Origin of the sequence: Pseudomonas cedrina subsp. cedrina (assembly GCF_001983175.1) — a bacterium.
Taxonomy (GTDB): Bacteria; Pseudomonadota; Gammaproteobacteria; order Pseudomonadales; family Pseudomonadaceae; genus Aquipseudomonas; species Aquipseudomonas cedrina.
Genome location: NZ_MNPW01000004.1, coordinates 44,139 through 64,419 on the forward strand (window position 1 = coordinate 44,139; position 20,281 = coordinate 64,419).

General features: G+C 60.1%; 22 protein-coding genes and 1 tRNA gene. 6 read left to right on the top strand and 17 right to left on the bottom strand.

Translation table 11 applies throughout. From position 1 onward, the window contains the following. Positions 1-99: 99 nt before the first annotated feature. The 10 genes from BLL36_RS30420 to BLL36_RS08725 all read right to left on the bottom strand — a co-directional run bounded on the left by BLL36_RS30420 (position 100) and on the right by BLL36_RS08725 (position 8,606). Positions 100-300: a hypothetical protein gene (locus BLL36_RS30420; protein ID WP_130925925.1), complete on the bottom strand. Its 201-nt coding sequence runs from the start codon at positions 298-300 to the stop codon at positions 100-102. A gap of 182 nt (positions 301-482) precedes the next feature. Beyond that, positions 483-1,406 carry a sigma 54-interacting transcriptional regulator gene (locus BLL36_RS08685; RefSeq protein ID WP_076951057.1) on the bottom strand — a complete coding sequence of 308 codons (924 nt, stop codon included), beginning with the start codon at positions 1,404-1,406 and terminating at the stop codon, positions 483-485. 289 nt (positions 1,407-1,695) lie between these two features. Then, the gene (gene ychF / locus BLL36_RS08690) at positions 1,696-2,796 is read right to left on the bottom strand and encodes a redox-regulated ATPase YchF (protein WP_057725888.1); all 1,101 of its coding nucleotides are present in this window, start codon (positions 2,794-2,796) and stop codon (positions 1,696-1,698) included. Between the two features lie 21 nt (positions 2,797-2,817). After that, positions 2,818-3,402 (bottom strand): aminoacyl-tRNA hydrolase, encoded by a 585-nt coding sequence (pth, locus tag BLL36_RS08695; RefSeq protein WP_003171596.1) that lies wholly within the window; start codon positions 3,400-3,402, stop codon positions 2,818-2,820. Between the two features lie 167 nt (positions 3,403-3,569). Next, the gene (locus BLL36_RS08700) at positions 3,570-4,172 is read right to left on the bottom strand and encodes a 50S ribosomal protein L25/general stress protein Ctc (RefSeq protein WP_076951058.1); all 603 of its coding nucleotides are present in this window, start codon (positions 4,170-4,172) and stop codon (positions 3,570-3,572) included. Positions 4,173-4,308: 136 nt separating this feature from the next. Then, on the bottom strand, positions 4,309-5,250 hold the full coding sequence (locus BLL36_RS08705; protein WP_003208392.1) for a ribose-phosphate pyrophosphokinase: 942 nt from the start codon (positions 5,248-5,250) through the stop codon (positions 4,309-4,311). Between the two features lie 45 nt (positions 5,251-5,295). Continuing rightward, positions 5,296-5,370, bottom strand: a tRNA-Gln gene (locus BLL36_RS08710). Positions 5,371-5,406: 36 nt separating this feature from the next. Further along, a complete protein-coding gene (gene ispE, locus BLL36_RS08715) occupies positions 5,407-6,210 on the bottom strand; it encodes a 4-(cytidine 5'-diphospho)-2-C-methyl-D-erythritol kinase (RefSeq protein WP_231999018.1) in 804 nt (267 codons plus the stop codon). A 49-nt stretch (positions 6,211-6,259) separates the two neighbouring features. Continuing rightward, a complete protein-coding gene (gene lolB / locus BLL36_RS08720; protein ID WP_076951060.1) occupies positions 6,260-6,877 on the bottom strand; it encodes a lipoprotein insertase outer membrane protein LolB in 618 nt (205 codons plus the stop codon). A 4-nt stretch (positions 6,878-6,881) separates the two neighbouring features. Beyond that, on the bottom strand, positions 6,882-8,606 hold the full coding sequence (locus BLL36_RS08725) for a tetratricopeptide repeat protein (RefSeq protein WP_076951061.1): 1,725 nt from the start codon (positions 8,604-8,606) through the stop codon (positions 6,882-6,884). A gap of 182 nt (positions 8,607-8,788) precedes the next feature. On the opposite strand from BLL36_RS08725, the gene hemA reads away from it, so the two are divergent. The 6 genes from hemA to BLL36_RS08755 all read left to right on the top strand — a co-directional run bounded on the left by hemA (position 8,789) and on the right by BLL36_RS08755 (position 14,168). Beyond that, positions 8,789-10,078, top strand: coding sequence for a glutamyl-tRNA reductase (gene hemA, locus BLL36_RS08730; protein WP_076951062.1), 1,290 nt, complete (start codon positions 8,789-8,791; stop codon positions 10,076-10,078). Next, positions 10,075-11,157, top strand: coding sequence for a peptide chain release factor 1 (gene prfA, locus BLL36_RS08735; RefSeq protein ID WP_076951063.1), 1,083 nt, complete (start codon positions 10,075-10,077; stop codon positions 11,155-11,157). The genes hemA and prfA overlap by 4 nt, the downstream gene beginning before the upstream one ends. A 12-nt stretch (positions 11,158-11,169) precedes the next feature. Next, the gene (prmC, locus tag BLL36_RS08740) at positions 11,170-12,000 is read left to right on the top strand and encodes a peptide chain release factor N(5)-glutamine methyltransferase (protein WP_076951064.1); all 831 of its coding nucleotides are present in this window, start codon (positions 11,170-11,172) and stop codon (positions 11,998-12,000) included. Next, positions 11,994-12,749, top strand: coding sequence for a molybdopterin-synthase adenylyltransferase MoeB (locus tag BLL36_RS08745; RefSeq protein WP_076951065.1), 756 nt, complete (start codon positions 11,994-11,996; stop codon positions 12,747-12,749). Before prmC ends, BLL36_RS08745 begins: the two co-directional genes overlap by 7 nt. Further along, a complete protein-coding gene (gene murI, locus BLL36_RS08750; RefSeq protein WP_076951066.1) occupies positions 12,742-13,536 on the top strand; it encodes a glutamate racemase in 795 nt (264 codons plus the stop codon). Before BLL36_RS08745 ends, murI begins: the two co-directional genes overlap by 8 nt. 113 nt (positions 13,537-13,649) lie before the next feature. Beyond that, positions 13,650-14,168, top strand: coding sequence for an acyloxyacyl hydrolase (locus BLL36_RS08755; RefSeq protein ID WP_076951067.1), 519 nt, complete (start codon positions 13,650-13,652; stop codon positions 14,166-14,168). Between the two features lie 152 nt (positions 14,169-14,320). Here the strand turns inward: BLL36_RS08755 and BLL36_RS08760 are convergent, their stop codons facing one another. The 7 genes from BLL36_RS08760 to BLL36_RS08790 all read right to left on the bottom strand — a co-directional run bounded on the left by BLL36_RS08760 (position 14,321) and on the right by BLL36_RS08790 (position 20,178). Continuing rightward, complete coding sequence (locus BLL36_RS08760; protein WP_076951068.1) at positions 14,321-14,626, bottom strand: YkgJ family cysteine cluster protein; 306 nt, start codon at positions 14,624-14,626, stop codon at positions 14,321-14,323. Positions 14,627-14,701: 75 nt separating this feature from the next. After that, the gene (locus tag BLL36_RS08765) at positions 14,702-15,481 is read right to left on the bottom strand and encodes an SDR family NAD(P)-dependent oxidoreductase (protein WP_076951069.1); all 780 of its coding nucleotides are present in this window, start codon (positions 15,479-15,481) and stop codon (positions 14,702-14,704) included. 45 nt (positions 15,482-15,526) lie between these two features. Beyond that, entirely contained in the window at positions 15,527-16,972 is a 1,446-nt protein-coding gene (gene phrB / locus BLL36_RS08770) for a deoxyribodipyrimidine photo-lyase (protein WP_076951070.1), read from the bottom strand. Then, positions 16,973-17,902, bottom strand: a complete 930-nt coding sequence (locus BLL36_RS08775) for a MerR family transcriptional regulator (protein ID WP_076951071.1) — start codon at positions 17,900-17,902, stop codon at positions 16,973-16,975. 3 nt (positions 17,903-17,905) lie between these two features. Next, a complete protein-coding gene (locus BLL36_RS08780) occupies positions 17,906-18,865 on the bottom strand; it encodes a YbgA family protein (protein WP_076951072.1) in 960 nt (319 codons plus the stop codon). A 114-nt stretch (positions 18,866-18,979) separates the two neighbouring features. Continuing rightward, positions 18,980-19,195, bottom strand: a complete 216-nt coding sequence (locus BLL36_RS08785) for a TIGR02450 family Trp-rich protein (RefSeq protein ID WP_076951073.1) — start codon at positions 19,193-19,195, stop codon at positions 18,980-18,982. After that, positions 19,192-20,178: an NAD(P)/FAD-dependent oxidoreductase gene (locus BLL36_RS08790; protein ID WP_076951074.1), complete on the bottom strand. Its 987-nt coding sequence runs from the start codon at positions 20,176-20,178 to the stop codon at positions 19,192-19,194. The genes BLL36_RS08785 and BLL36_RS08790 overlap by 4 nt, the downstream gene beginning before the upstream one ends. Between the last annotated feature and the right edge of the window lie 103 nt (positions 20,179-20,281).

The following is a 20,281-nucleotide window of genomic DNA, read 5'->3' on the forward strand; positions in this document are numbered from 1 at the left end:
AGTCCTGCCACCGAATCATTGAAGTTTTGAGTTTTTTATTTTTGAAAAATAGCCTTCCCGACAGAGTATGCCGGAAAGGCTAGGAATGCTTTCAGGTAGTTATAGTCGCAACGAGTCAACGGCTGATTTAATACCGCTGGTGTTTTCGTTCTCTGCTTTTTTGAACGCGTTTTTTACGCCGTCCGCGCGTTTCTTCGCTTCCGAGGCTTCTATGCCTGCGTCAGCCTCTTGAGAAGTCATACCGCCACTACCGAAACCGCTCCAATAAGGTGAATAGGATGATCCACTAGGAATAGTCATATTGTTTCTCCGTGTATAACGTTAGTTTTACTGGGTTCAGCAATACTTCAAGGTAGATGTGCACAACAGTAGTGCTGTTCCCTGATTTATGTGGTTCAAGAGATTTATACGTTCCATTCCTTTCTATGGGGGATGTTTCAAGAAGTGTATTTACTATGCCAGGAACGTCAGGCAGGGTACTTTCAGCTCAGTGATACTCCTAGGTGCTTCATTCGATGGTAGAGCGTTCTTTTGGCGATACCCAGCTCTGTTGCAACACGGTCTACACAGTAGCTGTTTTGACGAAGAGACTCCTCAATCAGTGATTTTTCCATCTGAAGCAAGCGTGCCTTCAGGCTCAACTCCATTTCCTGGCGTGTTATTACCGTCGCAGGGAGCGGCGGCAAGCCCAATACAAACCGTTTGGCCGTCGAGCGCAACTCGCGAACATTGCCCTGCCAAGGGTGGCACAGCAGTTGCTGCAGCAATTCTCCAGACGGCGACGGTGCAGTGCATTTGAACTGGTCGGCTTCCTCGCGGATCATTATCCGGAACAATGGAATGATAAGTTCGCTTCGGTTCCGCAGAGCCGGAAGCTGGATGTTGACGACATTCAGGCGAAAGTACAGGTCGCGCCTGAAGGTGCCTTGCTCGACCATTTCGTGCAACGAGTGCTGGGCTGATGCTATGACGCGCATGTCCACTGGGATAAAGCGCGTCGAGCCCAGGCGCTCCACGCCGCGCGACTCCAGCACACGCAGCAATTTGGCTTGCAGGCTCAGTGGCATGCTGTCGATCTCGTCCAGATACAGCGTGCCCAAGTGCGCAGCTTCTACAAAGCCGGCGCGTGATTGCATCGCTCCGGTATAGGCGCCGCTGTTGACCCCGAACAACTGGCTTTCCGCGAGGCTTTCCGGGATAGCCGCACAGTTTACGGCGACGAAATTACCCCGTCGGCCGGAGAGGTGATGAATGCGCTGCGCCAAGGTATCCTTGCCAGTGCCGGTTTCCCCTAGCAACAAGATGTCTATGTTGAGCGTAGCAGTGCTGGCCAACATGCTTTCAATATCAGGATCGTCAATCAGGGAGATCTCCGTCTCATTTTCCATGTGGTCGAACGCCGACATCGAATGATTACTCCATAATCACTATTAAGGTGCTGTTTGCAAGCTAACTCCAGTAGATCGAATTTTATAAGGGTTGTCACTTACTCGCGTTGTCGTTATTTGTCCAGTCTGCGTAGGATAAGTTAGATTGTTAGTTGGTGTTTTCGGCGGATGAATAAGTGAGTAAGAAAGATCTGAAGTTGCTCGAGCTTTAGCTGAGGTTTTAACTTTAAAATTGGTAAACATTCGCCCACAAAAAAGCCGATGCATTGCATCGGCTTTTATTTGCGGTGTAAACCGCAGGTAATACTTACACGTTAAAACGGAAATGCATCACATCGCCATCTTTAACGATATATTCCTTACCTTCCAAACGCCACTTACCCGCTTCCTTCGCCCCTGCTTCCCCCTTGTACTGAATGAAGTCGTTGTACGCGATCACTTCGGCACGGATGAAGCCTTTCTCGAAGTCGGTATGGATCACACCAGCCGCCTGCGGCGCGGTGGCGCCGACCTTCACAGTCCAAGCACGCACTTCTTCTACACCCGCAGTGAAGTAAGTCTGCAGGTGCAGCATTTCGTAACCGGCGCGGATCACACGGTTCAGGCCAGGCTCTTCCAGGCCCAGGGCCTCAAGGAACATGTCTTTTTCTTCGCCGTCATCCAGCTCGGCGATTTCCGCTTCGATCTTGTTGCACACCGGTACAACGATCGCGCCTTCTTCGTCGGCGATGGCCTTGACCACATCCAGCAGTGGATTGTTTTCGAAGCCGTCTTCAGCAACGTTGGCAATGTACATAACAGGCTTAGTGGTCAGCAGGTGGAAGCCTTTGATCACGGCTTTCTCGTCGGTGCTCATGTTCTTCATCAGGCTGCGCGCGGGCTTGCCTTCGGTGAAGTGAGCGATCAACTGCTCCAGCAGGCCTTTCTGGACCACTGCATCCTTGTCGCCGCCCTTGGCGTTACGCGCGACTTTCTGCAGTTGCTTCTCGCAGCTGTCGAGGTCGGCAAAGATCAGTTCCAGGTCGATGATCTCGATGTCGCGCTTGGGGTCGACGCTGTTGGAGACGTGGATCACGTTCTCGTCTTCAAAGCAGCGGACCACGTGGGCGATGGCATCGGTTTCACGGATGTTGGCGAGGAACTTGTTGCCCAGGCCTTCACCCTTCGAGGCACCGGCTACCAGGCCGGCGATGTCGACGAATTCCATGGTGGTCGGCAGGATGCGCTTGGGGTTGACGATGGCCGCCAGCGCCGCCAGGCGTGGGTCAGGCATGGCCACGATGCCGCTGTTGGGCTCGATGGTGCAGAAGGGGAAGTTCTCCGCTGCGATACCGGACTTGGTCAAGGCGTTGAACAGGGTGGATTTGCCGACGTTGGGCAGGCCGACGATGCCGCAATTGAATCCCATGGTGTTTCCCCTCGGTAAGTGTCAGGCCTTCTGGCTGTGCAGGTTTTTCATCGCGCGGTTCCATTCACCGGCGAAGATATCCGGCAGCACGCCGAGGGCAAAGTCGATGCTGGCATCGAGTTTTTCCTGTTCGGCGCGTGGCGCACGACCCAGGACGAAATTTGAAACCATACTGGCAACGCCTGGGTGGCCAATGCCGAGCCGCAGACGGTAGAAATTATTCTGATTACCCAGCTGCGCGATGATGTCGCGCAGGCCGTTGTGCCCGCCGTGCCCGCCGCCCAGCTTGAGCTTGGCAACGCCGGGCGGCAGGTCCAGTTCGTCATGGGCCACCAGGATCTCTTCGGGTTTGATCCGGAAGAACCCCGCAAGCGCCGCGACCGCCTGGCCGCTGCGGTTCATGTAGGTGGTGGGTATCAGCAGACGAACATCCTGACCCTGGTGCGAGAAGCGCCCGGTCAGGCCGAAATATTTGCGATCGGCCGCAAGGTTCACACCTTGTGCGTGGGCGATGCGCTCAACAAAAAGGGCCCCCGCGTTATGCCGGGTCTGTTCGTATTCGGCGCCTGGATTTCCCAGGCCAACGATCAGTTTAATGGCAGTCACGACAGGGGCCCTTCCTTTGGAGTTGTGGATAACATCGCCAGACCTGGGTGCGGCGAAAGTGGACGACATTACATCATTTACTCAAGAGTAAACGCCGCGTTATCGCCCGCTTTCTCGCTACGTTTCGGTCCGCGATGTTTCCTCATGCTCCTTCGTTGCAGAGCGTATTACTCTGCAGCGGGTTCGCCAGCTTCATCTTCAGCTACAACACGTGGCGCGTGGACGTTGGCAACAGCCTTGTCGTCGTTGTGAGCCAGTGCAACGAACTCAACGCCTTTAGGGGCCTTGAGGTCGGACAGGTGAATGATGGTGCCGACTTCAGCGTTCGACAAGTCGACTTCGATGAACTCAGGCAGGTCTTTCGGCAGGCAGGTCACTTCCAGCTCGGTGGTGGTGTGGGAAACAACGCCACCTTTCTTGACCGGAGCTTCTTCGCCCACAAAGTGCACAGGCACGATGGCGGTCAGTTTCTGGCCGGCAACAACGCGAACGAAGTCAGCGTGCATGATGAACTGCTTGGACGGGTGACGCTGCATCGCTTTAACGATGACGTTCTGCTTGGTGCCATCGACGTTCAGCTCGATCACGTGGCTGTAGGCAGCTTCGTTTTCGAACAGCTTGGCGATTTCCTTGGACAGGATGGTCACGGATTCAGCAGGCTTGTTACCACCGTATACAACGGCTGGGATGTTGGCGGCGTGACGCAGGCGGCGGCTCGCACCTTTCCCCAGGTCAGTACGCGCTTGGGCGTTCAGAGTAAAATCATTCATGTTGTATCTCCAAAATAGCCATCATCGAGCGGCGTTTGCGACCAGCGCCGGACTCGACATGGGCAAAAAAGCCCCGCCCCAACAGAATGTCGGGGCGGGGCGCTTTTCGTCAGAGGATGTACCGAAGGTTTGACCCTTAACGGAACATCGCGCTGATCGATTCTTCATTGCTGATGCGGCGAACCGCCTCGGCAACAACCGGTGCGATATCCAATTGACGGATACGCGAACAGGCTTGTGCAGCAGCGGACAACGGGATGGTGTTGGTCACCACCAGTTCGTCCAGCATGGAATTTTCGATGTTCTCGATCGCTCGGCCGGACAGCACAGGGTGTGTGCAGTAGGCAAAGACTTTAGCGGCACCGTGCTCTTTCAAGGCTTTGGCCGCGTGGCACAGGGTGCCGGCGGTGTCGACCATGTCATCAACCAGAATACAGGTACGCCCTTCGACATCACCGATGATATGCATCACTTCAGAGTGATTGGCTTTCTCGCGGCGTTTGTCGATGATCCCGAGGTCCACGCCCAGGGATTTGGCAACAGCCCGTGCACGCACGACGCCACCAATGTCCGGGGACACGATCATCAGGTTTTCAAAGCGCTGGTCTTCGATGTCATCCACCAGGACGGGGGAGCCGTAGATGTTATCTACCGGGATATCGAAGAACCCCTGGATTTGGTCAGCGTGCAGGTCAACCGTGAGAACACGATCGATGCCTACCACGGTGAGCATGTCAGCCACGACTTTCGCGCTGATAGCCACACGTGCGGAACGCGGACGGCGATCCTGACGGGCATAACCAAAGTAAGGGATTACAGCTGTGATTCGAGTCGCTGAGGAGCGGCGGAAGGCATCAGCCATCACGACGAGTTCCATCAGGTTATCGTTGGTCGGAGCGCAGGTCGGCTGAATAATGAAGACGTCTTTACCGCGAACGTTTTCATTGATCTCGGCGGTAATTTCGCCGTCGGAGAACTTACCGACAGAGATGTCACCGAGAGGGATATGCAGCTGACGTACGACACGTCGAGCCAGATCGGGGTTGGCGTTCCCCGTAAAGACCATCATCTTGGACACGCGCAGTACCTAGAGGCTGAGGGTAACCTGGATGAGTATGGAAAATGGCAGGGGCGGCTGGATTCGAACCAACGCATGGCAGGATCAAAACCTGCTGCCTTACCGCTTGGCGACGCCCCTGTATCTGTTGCAACGAGTGCCTGGCACTCGATTCCTTTAGAGCAGATTTTGCAGCTTGCGATGCAACATCGAAACGTTGCTTCCCTTTGCTACAAACCCTGTAAGGGTCTCTGTAAGAAGGGCCGAGACTTTATCAGCTTCAGCTTTGCTTGGGAAGCCCCCAAACACACAACTTCCAGTTCCGGTTAATTTTGCTTCGGTAAATTTACCTAACAAATTCAATGCGTTACGTACTTCTGGATAACGCCTTGCTACAACCGGTAAGCAGTCATTTCGACTGTTTCCCTTGGGAACGGGGCGCACTTTAATGGGAGGAGTGTTACGTGTCAACAGCGGATCTGAAAAAATTTCTGCTGTACTTACAGATACTTGCGGAACAAGCACGACGTACCACGGCTCTTCGGGGTATTCAGGGGTCAGTTTTTCGCCCACGCCCTCGGCAAAAGCCGCGTGCCCACGCACGAAAACCGGGACGTCGGCGCCCAGCGTCAGGCCCAGCGCGGCAAGGCGATCATGGTCCCAACCCAGCTGCCACAGGTGGTTCAGGCCGAGCAATGTGGTCGCGGCGTTCGAGCTGCCGCCACCGATGCCGCCGCCCATGGGCAGGATCTTATCGATCCAGATATCAATGCCCAGCTTGCAGCCGGACTGTTCCTGAAGTTTTTTCGCAGCCTTCACAATCAGGTTACTGTCGTGAGGGACGCCTTCGAATTCGGTATGCAGCTTGATCACGCCGTCGTCGCGCACGGCGAAGGTCAGTTCATCGCCGTAGTCGAGAAACTGAAACAGCGTCTGCAATTCGTGGTAGCCGTCGTCGCGGCGACCGAGAATGTGCAGCATCAGATTCAGCTTGGCCGGGGAGGGCAGGGTCAGTGTTTGTCCGGACACGTCATTGCCCCAGCTTGCGCGGCTGCCAGTCCTTGATCACCAGCGTGACGTCCAGGTCGGTGCCATGCAGCTTGATGCGCTCGGGCAGCCAGTAACCGCCTTGCTCCACGTAGCTCAAGTATTCAACCTGCCAGCCATCCTGTTCCAGGCCGGCCAGGCGGCTGTCGCCGTTGAGGGTCAGACGGCTCTTGCTGTCAGGCGCGGGCAGGCCGCGTACCCACCAGACCAGGTGCGACACCGGCAGCTTCCAGCCTATCTGTTCTTCCAGCAGCGCCTCGGGCGAGGTCGCTTCGTAGCGGCCCTGGTTGGCCACCTCGAGGCTGACTTGCCCCGGACGGCCGGTCAGGCGCGCGGCGCCACGGCCCAGCGGGCCCGACAGGCGAATGTCGTAGTAGTCCTGGCGTTGCAGCCAGAACAAGGTGCCGCTGCCGGAGTCCTTCGGTGCGCGCACCCCCACTTTGCCTTCGATCTGCCAGCCATCGATACTGCTGAGCTGGTCCTTGTGCTGCTTCCATTGCGCCGGGTTGCCCTGGCCCTCAACGGATTCGCGGGCGCCAAAACCCGCGCAACCGGCGAGCAGGGCGATGAAGCTGAACATGACAACGTGGCGCAAGAACATAAGCTTAAAGGGTCTCGGATCCGGTCAGGCGCTTGATGGTGCTGCGCAGGATGGGGCTTTCGGGCTGTTCCTTGAGGAATTTTGCCCAGATTTGACGCGCTTCGCGCTGCTTGCCATTGGCCCACAGCACTTCGCCCAGGTGCGCGGCGACTTCGTGGTCGGGGAAGCGCTCCAGCGCCTGGCGCAGCAAGCGTTCGGCTTCGTCCAGGTTGCCCAGGCGGTAGTTCACCCAGCCCAGGCTGTCGAGCACGGCGGGGTCTTCCGGGTTGAGCTTGTGGGCTTGCTCGATAAGTGCCTTGGCTTCGGCGTAGCGCGTGGTGCGGTCGGACAGGGTGTAACCCAAGGCGTTGAGGGCCATGGCGTTGTCCGGGTCGCGCTTGATGATCAGGCGCAGGTCTTTTTCCATCTGCGCCAGGTCATTGCGTTTCTCCGCCTGCATGGCGCGGGTGTAGAGCAGGTTCAAATCGTCGGGGAATTGCAGCAAGGCTTGTTGCAGCACTTTCCAGGCGCGCTCGCCCTGATTGTTGGCCGATAACGTCTCGGCCTGGATCAGGTACAGCTGGATCGCGTAGTCCGGTTCGGCATCGCGGGCCGCGGCCAGGCGTTTTTCCGCCTCGTCGGTGCGCCCGTTGCCCATCAGGATATCGGCCTGGCGCAATTGAGCCGGCAGGTAATCGTTGCCGGGGCCGACCTGGGCGTACTCAAGCAGGGCGGCCTGCGGGTCGTTGCGCTCCTCGGCGATACGGCCAAGGTTCAAGTGCGCCGAGTCCACATGGCTTTCACGCTGGATCAGCTCTTCAAGATAACCCTTGGCCTCATCCCAGGCCTTCGCTTCCAGGCACACTAGTGCCAGGGAATAGCGCAGTTCGTCATCGTCCGGGTATTGCTGGACCAGGCTGGCGAACTGCACCTTGGCGTCCTCCATGCGGTCCTGCTCAACCAGCATGCGCGCGTAGGTCAGGCGCAGGCGTTTGTCATCCGGGTACTTCTTGATGCTTTTTTCCAGCAGCGGAATCGCTTCCTTGCCGCGACTGAGGTTCTGCAACAAACGTGCGCGCAGCAGGATCGGGGCGATTTCGCCTTCTTCCGGCGGGTTCTGTTCCAGCAGCTTGAGCGCCGCGTCGGCTTCGTCGTCCTGCTGCAGCAGCAAGGCCTTGCCGAAAATCAGCTGGCTGTTCTTCGGGTGCTTTTGCAGCAGGCGGTCGAAACTCTTCATCAGGCCGTTGCGCGTGTCCTGGTCGGTGTCGGCGGCCGACAGCGCGAGGAAATCGAAATGCGTGTCGCCCTTGCCCTGCAGGACTTTCTCCATATACACCATGGAGTCGTCATAGCGCCCGGCGCGCGCCAATTGAATGGCCGCCGCCCGCTGTGCTTCCAGATCATCCGGTGCGTTTTTCGCCCAGATCAGCGACGTGTCCAGCGCTGCCTGGTCGGCGCCCAGGTACTCGGCGATGCGAAACGCGCGCTCGGAAATCCCCGGGTCCTGGGTATTGATGGCCTGGGTCACGTAGTTATCCAGCGCAATATCAAAGCGATTGCGCTGGCCGGCCAGCTCCGCGCTCAGCAGGCTGAACACCGTTTCTTCACTGAACGAGGAATAAACCTTGGGCTTTTCAGGGGCGGGGGTGCTGTCTTCCACCGGCGGCGTACCGTCCGGCGACACGGGTGCCATGGCCTGGCAGCCGCTGAGGAAGACAAAAGCAAGGAGCAACGCGGAAGATCTATTCATATAGGAAGAGGACGACTAACCTGCGGTCGGATCATCATGACACAAGCCTTCGGCCAAACATAACCGAGTCTCAATGGATGCCTTTATAGGCACAACGTATAGGGACAATAGACGACGGTGGTTGTTCTGAATCTTTCGAAGTAGGACAATTGTCGGCTTCCCGACATCATCAGCGATATTGAATGGCCTTCCTCGCACTGGGTATCAACCACAAGACTGCCTCCGTAGACGTGCGCGAGCGCGTGGCGTTTACGCCCGAGCAGTTGGTTGAGGCCCTGCAACAGCTCTGCCGGCTCACCGACAGTCGCGAAGCTGCGATCCTTTCGACCTGCAATCGCAGCGAGCTTTATATAGAACAGGAGCATCTCTCGGCGGATGTCGTCCTGCGCTGGCTGGCCGATTATCACCATCTGGACCTCGACGACCTGCGCGCGAGCGCTTATGTGCACGAAGAGGATGCGGCCGTTCGTCACATGATGCGTGTGGCGGCCGGTCTCGATTCGCTGGTGTTGGGCGAGCCGCAGATCCTGGGCCAGATGAAATCCGCCTACGCCGTGGCGCGTGAGGCCGGTACCGTCGGTCCGCTGCTGGGGCGCCTGTTCCAGGCCACGTTCAACTCGGCCAAGCAGGTGCGCACCGACACCGCCATTGGCGAAAACCCGGTGTCCGTGGCCTTTGCCGCGGTCAGCCTGGCCAAACAGATTTTCAGCGACTTGCAACGCAGCCAGGCCCTGTTGATCGGCGCCGGTGAGACCATCACCCTGGTCGCCCGTCATCTGCATGAGCTGGGCGTAAAGCGTATCGTGGTAGCTAACCGCACCCTGGAGCGCGCCAGCATTCTCGCCGAGCAGTTCGGTGCCCATGCCGTGCTGTTGGCGGATATCCCGGCCGAGCTGGTGCGCAGCGACATCGTCATCAGCTCTACCGCCAGCCAGTTGCCGATTTTGGGCAAAGGCGCGGTCGAAAGCGCGTTGAAGCTGCGCAAGCACAAGCCTATCTTTATGGTGGATATCGCCGTTCCTCGGGATATCGAACCCGAAGTCGGCGAGTTGGACGACGTTTACCTGTACAGCGTCGACGACCTGCATGAAGTGGTCGCCGAAAACCTCAAGAGCCGCCAGGGTGCTGCCCAGGCGGCCGAGGAAATGGTCAGCACCGGCGCCGAAGACTTCATGGTGCGTCTTCGCGAATTGGCGGCGGTGGACGTGCTCAAGGCGTATCGTCAGCAAGGCGAACGCCTGCGCGACGAGGAGCTGGTCAAGGCCCAGCGCTTGCTGGCCAACGGCAGCAGCGCTGAAGACGTGCTGATGCAATTGGCCCGCGGCCTCACCAACAAGTTGCTCCACGCGCCCAGCGTACAGCTTAAAAAATTGACTGCCGAAGGCCGCCTCGATGCGCTGGCCATGGCCCAGGAACTCTTTGCCCTCGGTGAGGGCGCGCCAGATAGCTCTTCGGATAAAAAACCGCAATGAAAGCGTCACTGCTCAATAAACTGGACGTGCTCCAGGACCGCTTCGAAGAACTGACCGCCTTGCTCGGCGATGGCGAGGTCATCTCCGATCAAGCCAAATTTCGCGCCTATTCCAAGGAATACGCCGAAGTCGAACCTGTTGTGGCGACGTATAAAAACCTGCTGAAAGTGCAGGCCGACCTTGAAGGCGCCCAGGCGCTGCTCAAGGACAACGACCCGGACATGCGAGAAATGGCCGTGGAAGAAGTCCGCGAAGCCAAGGAAAAACTGGCCGAGCTGGAAGGCGACCTGCAACGCATGCTGCTGCCCAAGGACCCGAATGACGGGCGCAACGTGTTCCTCGAAATCCGTGCCGGTACCGGCGGCGACGAGGCGGCGATCTTCTCGGGCGATCTGTTCCGCATGTATTCGCGTTATGCCGAGCGTCGCGGCTGGCGGGTCGAGATACTGTCTGAAAACGAGGGCGAGCACGGCGGCTATAAAGAAGTTATCGCCCGGGTCGAAGGCGATAACGTCTACGGCAAGCTCAAGTTCGAGTCCGGCGCGCACCGCGTCCAGCGCGTGCCGGCCACAGAATCCCAAGGCCGTATCCATACCTCTGCGTGCACCGTCGCCGTTTTGCCCGAGCCGGACGAACAGGAAGCCATCGAGATCAACCCGGCCGACTTGCGCGTCGACACCTACCGCTCGTCGGGCGCGGGTGGCCAGCACGTCAACAAGACCGATTCGGCGATCCGCATCACTCACTTGCCTTCAGGCATTGTGGTGGAGTGCCAGGAAGAACGTTCCCAGCACAAAAACCGTGCACGGGCCATGTCCTGGCTGTCGGCCAAGCTCAACGACCAGCAGACCAGTGCCGCCGCCAATGCGATCGCCAGCGAGCGCAAGTTGCTGGTGGGCTCGGGCGACCGCTCCGAGCGCATCCGTACCTACAATTTTGCCCAGGGCCGGGTGACCGACCACCGGGTCAACCTCACCCTGTATTCCCTCGACGAGATCCTCGCCGGTGGCGTGGATGCGGTGATCGAGCCGTTGCTCGCCGAGTACCAGGCCGATCAGCTCGCGGCGATAGGCGAATAAACAGGTGAATAAATGACCATCATCGCCAGCCTGCTGCGCGCCGCCGACCTGCCCGATTCGCCGACCGCACGCCTGGACGCCGAATTGTTGCTGGCGGCTGCCTTGGGCAAATCGCGTAGCTACCTGCACACCTGGCCGGAGAAAATCGTCAGCAGCGAAGACGCGCTGACCTTTGCCGGCTACCTGCAGCGCCGTCGTGGTGGTGAACCGGTGGCTTATATCCTGGGGCAGCAGGGGTTCTGGAAGCTGGACCTGGAGGTCGCGCCCCATACGCTGATCCCGCGTCCGGATACCGAATTGCTGGTGGAAGCCGCCCTGCAATTATTGCCGGCCACGCCCGCCAAGGTCCTCGACCTGGGCACCGGCAGCGGCGCCATTGCCTTGGCCCTGGCCAGTGAGCGTCCGGCCTGGCGGGTGACCGCCGTCGACCGCGTGCTGGAAGCCGTGGCCCTGGCCGAACGCAATCGCCAACGCCTGCACCTCAATAACGCCAGCGTACTGAACAGCCATTGGTTCAGCGCCCTGCAAGGCCAGGTCTATGACCTGATCATCAGCAACCCGCCTTACATCGCCGACAACGACCCGCACCTGGCGGCGGGCGATGTGCGCTTTGAACCGGCCAGCGCACTGGTGGCCGGCCGTGACGGCCTGGATGACCTGCGCCACATCATCAAACAAGCGCCGGCCCATCTGAATGCGGGCGGCCGGTTGTTGCTGGAACACGGTTACGACCAGGCTTCGGCGGTGCGCGACCTTCTGTTGAGCGAGGGTTTCGAGGACGTACACAGCCGTATCGACCTCGGCGGCCACGAGCGTATCAGCCTGGGGCGCCGGCCGTGCTGAGCGATCAGGAGCTGTTGCGCTATAGCCGGCAGATTCTGTTGCAGCATGTCGACATCGACGGCCAATTGCGTCTGAAAACCAGCCGCGCGTTGATCGTCGGCCTCGGCGGGCTAGGCGCCCCGGTTGCGCTGTACCTGGCCGCCGCCGGTGTGGGCGAGTTGCATCTGGCGGACTTCGACACCGTCGACCTGACCAACCTGCAGCGCCAGATCATCCACGACACCGACAGCGTCGGGCAGACCAAGGTCGATTCGGCCCTGCGCCGCCTCACCGCCATCAACCCCGAGATCACACTGATCGCCCACCGCGCCGCGCTGGATGCCGACTCCCTGGCGGCGGCGGTAGAGGGGGTGGACGTGGTGCTCGATTGCAGTGACAACTTCTCCACCCGCGAAGCGGTCAACGCGGCCTGTGTCGCCGGCGGCAAGCCTTTGATCAGTGGCGCGGCGATTCGCCTTGAAGGCCAGCTGTCGGTATTCGACCCGCGTCGCGCCGAAAGCCCGTGCTACCACTGTTTATATGGGCACGGCAGCGATACCGAACTCACCTGCAGCGAAGCGGGCGTAGTCGGCCCGCTGGTGGGGCTGGTCGGTAGCCTGCAAGCCTTGGAAGCCTTGAAACTGCTGGCCGGTTTCGGTGAACCCCTGGTCGGGCGCTTGTTGCTCATCGATGCCCTGACCACGCGTTTTCGCGAGTTGCGCGTCAAGCGCGACCCCGGTTGCAGCGTGTGCGGGACCGAGCATGGTTAAGGACGCGCCCATTGGTGTGTTCGATTCCGGTGTCGGCGGCTTGTCGGTATTGGACGAGATCCAGCAGCTACTGCCCCATGAGTCGCTGCTGTATGTGGCCGACTGCGGGCACATCCCCTATGGCGAGAAAACCCCGGCCTTTATTCGTGAGCGTTCGCGGCAAGTCGCGGCGTTTTTTTGCGAGCAGGGCGCCAAGGCGTTTGTAATTGCCTGCAACACCGCAACCGTCGCGGCGGTTGCCGAGCTACGCCAGGACTACCCCGATTGGCCGCTGGTGGGCATGGAGCCTGCCGTCAAACCCGCGGCCGCCGCCACCCGCAGCGGCGTGGTCGGCGTGCTCGCCACCACCGGCACCCTGCAGAGCGCCAAGTTCGCTGCGCTGCTGGACCGCTTTGCCACCGATGTGCGGGTCATCACCCAGCCCTGCCCGGGCCTGGTGGAATTGATTGAAACCGGCGACCTGAACAGCCCCATCCTGCGCCAGATGTTGCAGGGCTACATCGAGCCGCTGCTCAGCGCCGGTTGCGACACCATCATCCTGGGTTGCACCCACTATCCCTTCCTCAAGCCGCTCCTGGCCCAGATGCTGCCCCCCAGCATCATCCTCATCGATACCGGCGCCGCTGTGGCCCGCCAGCTCAAGCGTTTGCTGGGCGAGCGCGACCTGCTGGCCGTTGGCAACCCTGCGCCTGCGCGGTTCTGGACCAGCGGGGATCTGCCTCATTTCAGAAACATCCTACCTACACTATGGAAATTTCCCGGAAATGTGGGTAATTTCGGTTCGTGAAAATTTCGTGAAATAAACACGGTTTTCCACTGAACTTCTGCATTAACGGCGACTTCTATAGCAAGTTAGCCAGTACATAAAATCTTACAACGTCGTTAGAAGGGATGTTTCATATGAAGCGTTTTCTCTGTTTGGCTGCGCTTGCGGCCGCGGTAATGGGACACTCTTTTTCGGCGCAGGCAGCCGGGCTGGAGTTTGGTCTGGGCGCCACCAGTGATTCGACGCTGACTTATCGGTTGGGGTTGACGTCGGACTGGGACAAGAGCTGGATGCAAAGCGACACAGGTCGCCTGACCGGCTACTGGAGCGGCGCCTATACCTATTGGGAAGGTGATGACCGTGCGGGCGCGAGCAGCCTGTCGTTCTCGCCGGTCTTTGTGTATGAGTTTGCCGGGCAGTCGGTCAAGCCTTACATCGAAGCCGGCATCGGCGTGGCGGTGTTCTCTCGCACCAAACTGGAAGACAACAACATCGGCCAGGCTTTCCAGTTCGAAGACCGCCTGGGTTTCGGCCTGCGCTTTACCGGCGGGCATGAAGTGGGCATTCGTGCCACTCACTACTCCAATGCCGGCCTCAGCAGCCACAACGACGGAGTAGAGAGCTACGCGCTGCACTACACCATGCCGCTGTAATCTCCAGAACACAGCAGCCCCCCGTGTGGGAGCTGGCTTGCCTGCGATAGCATCGCCGAGGTGTAACTGACACCCCGAGGTGTTTGCATCGCGGGCAAGCCCGGCTCCCACACAAGCCCGCTCCAACATTCAGACCTGCGCTGATCACAGGATCAGCGATACGCCGTCGCAATCCCCTTGCGCTCTTCCAGGCACTCCGGCGCGCCCATCTCGAACTCCCGGCAAATCAGCGGCCGTCGCTCGTAAATCGTGCACATCATCGTGTCTCGATCCAGCGCCGCGCACCATCCATCGTCCAGGCGCAGCATCACTTCGCCGCCCCAGTCGTCGGTGTCGATATAGCGCTCCGGCACGCCGGTGTCGGTGATCAGCATGACTTCCAACTGGCAGCAACAGGCCGCGCATGTTGAGCAGGTGACGGCGGGTTCGGCGATTTGGGTGTGGGGGATGTGGGTCATGGCGGCAGCTTCAAGCTTTGAGCGGCAAGCTGCAAGTAAAAGTACGGCCGTTTGTCGCTGGGTGGGTGGCGATCTTTACCGGTCGTCCTTTCTCGGCGGCGGGCTGCGTGACATGCGCTTGCCAATAATGAGCTGCGCGCGGTCCGGCAGTTTCGACAGCGGCCAGAGGGTCGCGATAGACAGCGCAGGGAAGGCAATTTCCAGCGGGCGTTTTTCCAGCTTGGCGAAGATATGCTTTGCGGCTTTGTCCGCCGGCCAACTGAGGGGCATGGGAAAGTCATCGCGTTCGGTCAGCGGTGTGGCGTCAAAACCCGGGCTGATTACCGTAACGTCGATATTGTCCGGCGACACGCTGATGCGCAGGGAGTCGAACAGGTAACGCAAGCCGACCTTGGACCCGCCGAGGGCTTCGGCGCGCGGCATCGCCAGGTAGGTCACGGCGCTGGCGACGCCGACCAGGTGCGGCCAGTGCCCGGCGCGCAGCAGCGGCAGGGCGGCTTCGATGCAATAGCTGCTCGCCAGCAGGTTGGTGCGCACCACGTGTTCGATGATCGAGGAATCAAACTGCCGGGCATCCACGTATTCGCAGGTGCCGGCATTGATGATCGTCGTGTCCAGCGCGCCCCAGACACCGCCGATATGTTCACCGATCTCGCGCACAACCTGGCTGTTGGTCAGGTCGCCTGCCACCACCAGCACTTGGCCAGGGAAACGCTGGGCGAGCGCTTCCAGAGGCGCTCTTGTGCGCGAGCTGAGTGCGACTTGGGCGCCGCTGTTGAGCAACTCCACGGCCAGTGCGGCGCCGATGCCATTGCTGGCGCCCGTCAACCAATAACGGCGCGGTGTCAGGCTCATCCGATTCTCCTCTTCAGGTGGCGGTAAACCTTTTCACCCAGGAAATCACTCATGCTCGCCGCCTGCAGCGTGGCGCGACGGCAGGCTGCGGAAAGCGGCCAACGCGCGTTCACGGGATTTTTTCAGGTCGACAATCGAGCGCGGGTAGTCGGCCACGCCAAACAGGCCGCCGACGGCTTCGGGATTATGCACGTCCTTTTTATTCAGCGCTGCCAGTTCCGGCAGCCAGCGCTTGATGAAGAGGCCTTCGCTGTCGAACTTCTCCGACTGGCTCAACGGGCTGAATATGCGGAAGTACGGCGCCGAGTCGGTGCCAGTGGACGAACTCCATTGCCAGCCACCGTTGTTGGCGGCCAGGTCGCCGTCGATCAAGTGGCGCATAAAGAAGCGCTCGCCTTCGCGCCAATCGATCAACAGGTTCTTGGTCAGGAACATCGCCACGACCATGCGCAGGCGGTTGTGCATCCAGCCGGTTTCGAGCAATTGCCGCATGGCGGCGTCGATGATCGGCAGGCCGGTGCGCGCCTGCTGCCAGGCAGCCAGGTCTTCGGGCGCGTTGCGCCAGGCCACGGCCTCGGTTTCGGGGCGGAACGCACGGTGGCGCGATACCCGCGGGTAACCCACCAGAATGTGCTTGTAGAACTCGCGCCACAGCAGTTCGTTGACCCAGGTGATAGCACCCTTGTCGCCGCTTTCGAACTCGCCGCCGTTGGTTTGCAGCGCGGCGTGCAGGCACTGGCGCGGCGAGACCACGCCTGCCGCGAGGTAGGCGGAGAGCTGGCTGGTGCCGGGTTTGGCGGGAAAGTCGCGCTCGTCCTTGTAGTAGCTGATCTGTTGATCGGCGAAGGCATCCAGGCGGCGCCGGGCCTCGTCTTCACCGGCGGGCCAGAGGGCGCGCAACGCATCGCTGGGCGGCGGGAAACCTGCGACTGTCGGCGGGATCGCATCGCTCTTGAGCGGGATCGGCGCCTGCGCGTTTGGCGGCGCAACCATCCGTGGGAGGGCGCTGTGCAGGCGGTTATAGCAGACCTTGCGGAATTGGCTGAACACCTGGAAATAGGTACCGGTTCGGGTCAGCACGCTGCCGGGTTGGAAGAACAATTGGTCCAGGTAGCTGTGGAAAGTGACGCCTTGCCCTTCCAACCGCTTGGCCACGGCCGCATCGCGACGGCTTTCGTGGATGCCGTATTCCTCGTTGACATGCACCGACGCCACCGACAGTTCGCGACACAGCTGGCTCAGCACGCCAGGCGCCTGGTCCCAGGTGGCTGCGGTGCGGATCAGCAGGGGAATGTTCAGTGCGCCCAGCGTTTTGCTCAGCGCTTGCAGGTTGCGCAGCCAGAAGTCGACTTTGCACGGCGCATCATCGTGGGCCAGCCACTGCTCGGGCGTGATCAGGTACACCGCCGCGATCGGGCCCCGGTGGCTCGCGGCGGTCAAGGCGGTATTGTCATGCAGGCGCAGGTCGGTGCGCAGCCAGATCAGATGCATTTAAAGAAGTCCACGCTGGATCAATAGCTGGTGCGCCGACAACAGTTCTTCGGCGACGAACAATTCGGGAATGTCATGGGTTAATACGGCCAGCTCGGCGTGGTGGATGCAGACCGTTGGTCCGACAATCAGCTTCGGGCAATCGATACCGCCCAGCAGCTTTGCGAATGCCGGCAACTGCATTGGCTTGCTTGAATACAGCAGCACCGCGCGCGGTTGCAGGTGTTCCACCGCCAGGGCCAGCTCACCCGCGGGCAGCGGCCAGTCGAACACTTCCACCGGGCAGTCGGCACTGCTGGCCAGCCAGGCGCTGAGCCACAGATGCGGCTCCAGCGGCAGGTCGGATTGATTGACCAGCAACAAAGGCGCGCCGTGCAACTGGCGATTGTTGTGGTAGATGCGTGCACCGAACTTGCTGCGCAGCCAGGACAGGAAAAATACCCGTTCCATCTGCGCGCCGAACTGGCCCTGCCAGCGTTGTTCCAGTTCCTGCAGCAGCGGCACCAACAACTGCTCGCACAAGGTGCGCGGCGGGTAGAGCGCCATGGACTGGTTGAAGACGTCGTCGACGCGGCGTTCCGTCAGTTCGCTGATGGCTTGCACCAGGTTCTGGCGCAAGCCGTGCCATTCATTTTCCACGGCATCCGGCAGGGCCTGGGCCGAGTCGATCAGGCCTTTTACCTGGCTGACCGGCACGCCACGATTGAGCCAGGTGAGAATGGTATGGATGCGTTGCACATGTTCGGCGCTGAACAGCCGATGCCCCTTGGGCGTGCGCTGGGGCACGATCAGGCCGTAGCGGCGTTCCCAGGCGCGCAGGGTCACAGCGTTGACGCCGGTCTGGCGCGCCACTTCGCGAATCGGCAGCCAGCCTTCCTTGAGGGCTTGAGCGATGTCTTCGCCGGGTTCGTCTTGCAGGGCAGCTTTCATGGTCTAGATCGCATTACGTAGGCTGAGGTTTTCCGGGTGCGGCTGCAAGTAAGCCTGCTGCGCGATATAGCGGTCCGGGTGCTGGCGAAAGTGATGTTTGAGCAAGGTCAGCGGCACCACCAGCGGCACGATACCGTGGCGATATTGGTCGATGACGGTTTGCATTTCCTGCTTGTCATCGGCGCTGATGGCCTGCTTGAGGTAGCCGCTGATGTGCTGCAGCACATTGGCGTGGGTGCCACGGGTGGCGCACTTGGTGAGGCCGCTCATCAGGTCGCTGAAGTAGCAACTGGCCAACTCATCCAGGTTGGCATCCTTGGGCATGCTGCCCAGCAGGTGGCCGAGGCTTTTGTAGTGCGCCGGGCTGTGGGCCATCAACAAGTATTTGTAGCGCGAATGAAAGGCCAGCAGGCCGTGGCGGGTCAGGCCTTGCGCGAGCAATTGCTGCCAACTGGCATACACGAAGACGCGGGTCAGGAAGTTTTCCCGCAGCACTGGGTCGTTCAGCCGCCCGTCTTCTTCCACCGGCAGGTTGGGGTGACGCGCGCAAAACGCCTGGGCATAAATGCCGCGCCCGCCGCCGTCTACCGGGGTGCCGTTTTCGCGGTACACCTTGACCCGTTCCAGGCCGCAGGAGGGCGATTTCTGCATAAAGATGTAGCCGCACAGGTCAGTGTGTTCCGAGGCCATCTGCAGGCCATAATCGTCCAGCGGGCGGGTCACGTTCAGCTCGCGATTGACCGTGCCCACGGCCTGCGGCTGGGCGGGGTCGCCGACCAGGCGGATCGGTTCGCGGGGGATGCCCAGGCCAATGGCGACTTCAGGGCACAGCGGCACGAAGTCGAAATAGTCGACGAGGGTCTGGCTGCACAGCAAGGATTGTTTATGACCGCCGTTGAAGCGCACGTTCTCACCCAGCAGGCAGGCGCTGATGGCGATCTTCGGTTTGGTGGTGTCGGACATAAACAACCCCTCGGCAAAATCCTGTACAAGGTTTTTACCTTGTACAACTAAATCTCATCATAGATTCGATGCTGTACAAGTCAATTTTTTTGTATAGGTATTTTCGAGGCAGGTTTATTTCCAGCCGATTTTCCAGGCGTCGGCGTCTTGTAGAACCTGCCAGGTGAGGCGTTCAGCGCGCCGGGTCAGCACAGCTTGCAGCTCGATCTCCAGCACAGTGCCTTCTTCGTCACGAAACAATTCTGTGACCAGAAAGTGTTTTTCTTTGTTCCGTGGGCGTGCTGCTGTCCATTTTGACAGCAGCAATTTGGCGGGATTGATGCGGTTCATTGCAGATGCTCGATCAAACGCCGCGCGGCTTCCTGGCCACTGAGCCATGCGCCCTCGACCCGGCCCGACAGGCACCAGTCGCCACAGACGTACAGCCCCAGGTCGGCGTCGGCAAGCACACCGAATTCGTGGGCACCGGCCGGACGCGCATAGAGCCAGCGGTGCGCCAGGCTGAAGGACGGCGCCGGCATGGCGCTGTGCAGCAGTTCGGCAAACGCGCCGTGCAGGTACTCGATCACGCTTTCCCTGGGCAGGTCCAGGTGCGCCTTGCTCCAGGCGCTGGTGGCATGCAGCACCCAGGTGTCGAGGCTGCTGTCACGCCCGGGCTTGCTGCGGTTTCGCGCGAGCCAATCGAGGGGGCTGTCCTGTACGAAGCAGCCTTCCATCGGCGTGTCCAGCGGATGTTCGAAGGCCAGGGCGACGGCCCAGGTCGGTTCCATCTTCACCGCGGCAGCCACGCTCGCCAGCTTGGGCGCCGCAGCCAGCAGGGCGGTGGCCTGTGGCGCGGGGGTGGCAATGATGACCTGGCTGAACGGGCCGTGGCTGCCGCCGTCGGCATCCAGCAAACTCCAATGCTGTTGGCCTTGGAAAACCTCGGTGATGCGACAGCCGAACTGCACGGGCAAATCATCGAGCAAGGCCCGGGTGATTGCGCTCATGCGCGGCGTGCCGACCCAGCGGATCTGCTCATCGGGGGAAGGCGTGAGTTGGCCGGATTTGAAATGATAGAGCTGCGGTTGCCATTGCTCGGCAACCCCCAGCGCCTGCCAGCGTTGCACCTCGTTGACGAAGCGCCGGTCGCGGGTGGTGAAGTATTGGGCGCCCATGTCCAGCGCGCCGGCATCGCTGCGTTTGCTGGACATGCGACCGCCGCTGCCGCGGCTTTTATCGAAGAGTTGTACAAGGTGCCCGGCCTCTTTCAGTGCTCGGGCGGCGGAAAGTCCGGCGATGCCGGTACCGATAATCGCGATGGGTAGAGTCATGGTGAGCCTCGTTTACCGTTGCATACAGGCTACGCCGACACCAATAGCTGTACAATATTGTTTTTTGGTATAAGTTTTGGCGTACCTGATTGTCTGGCGTGGC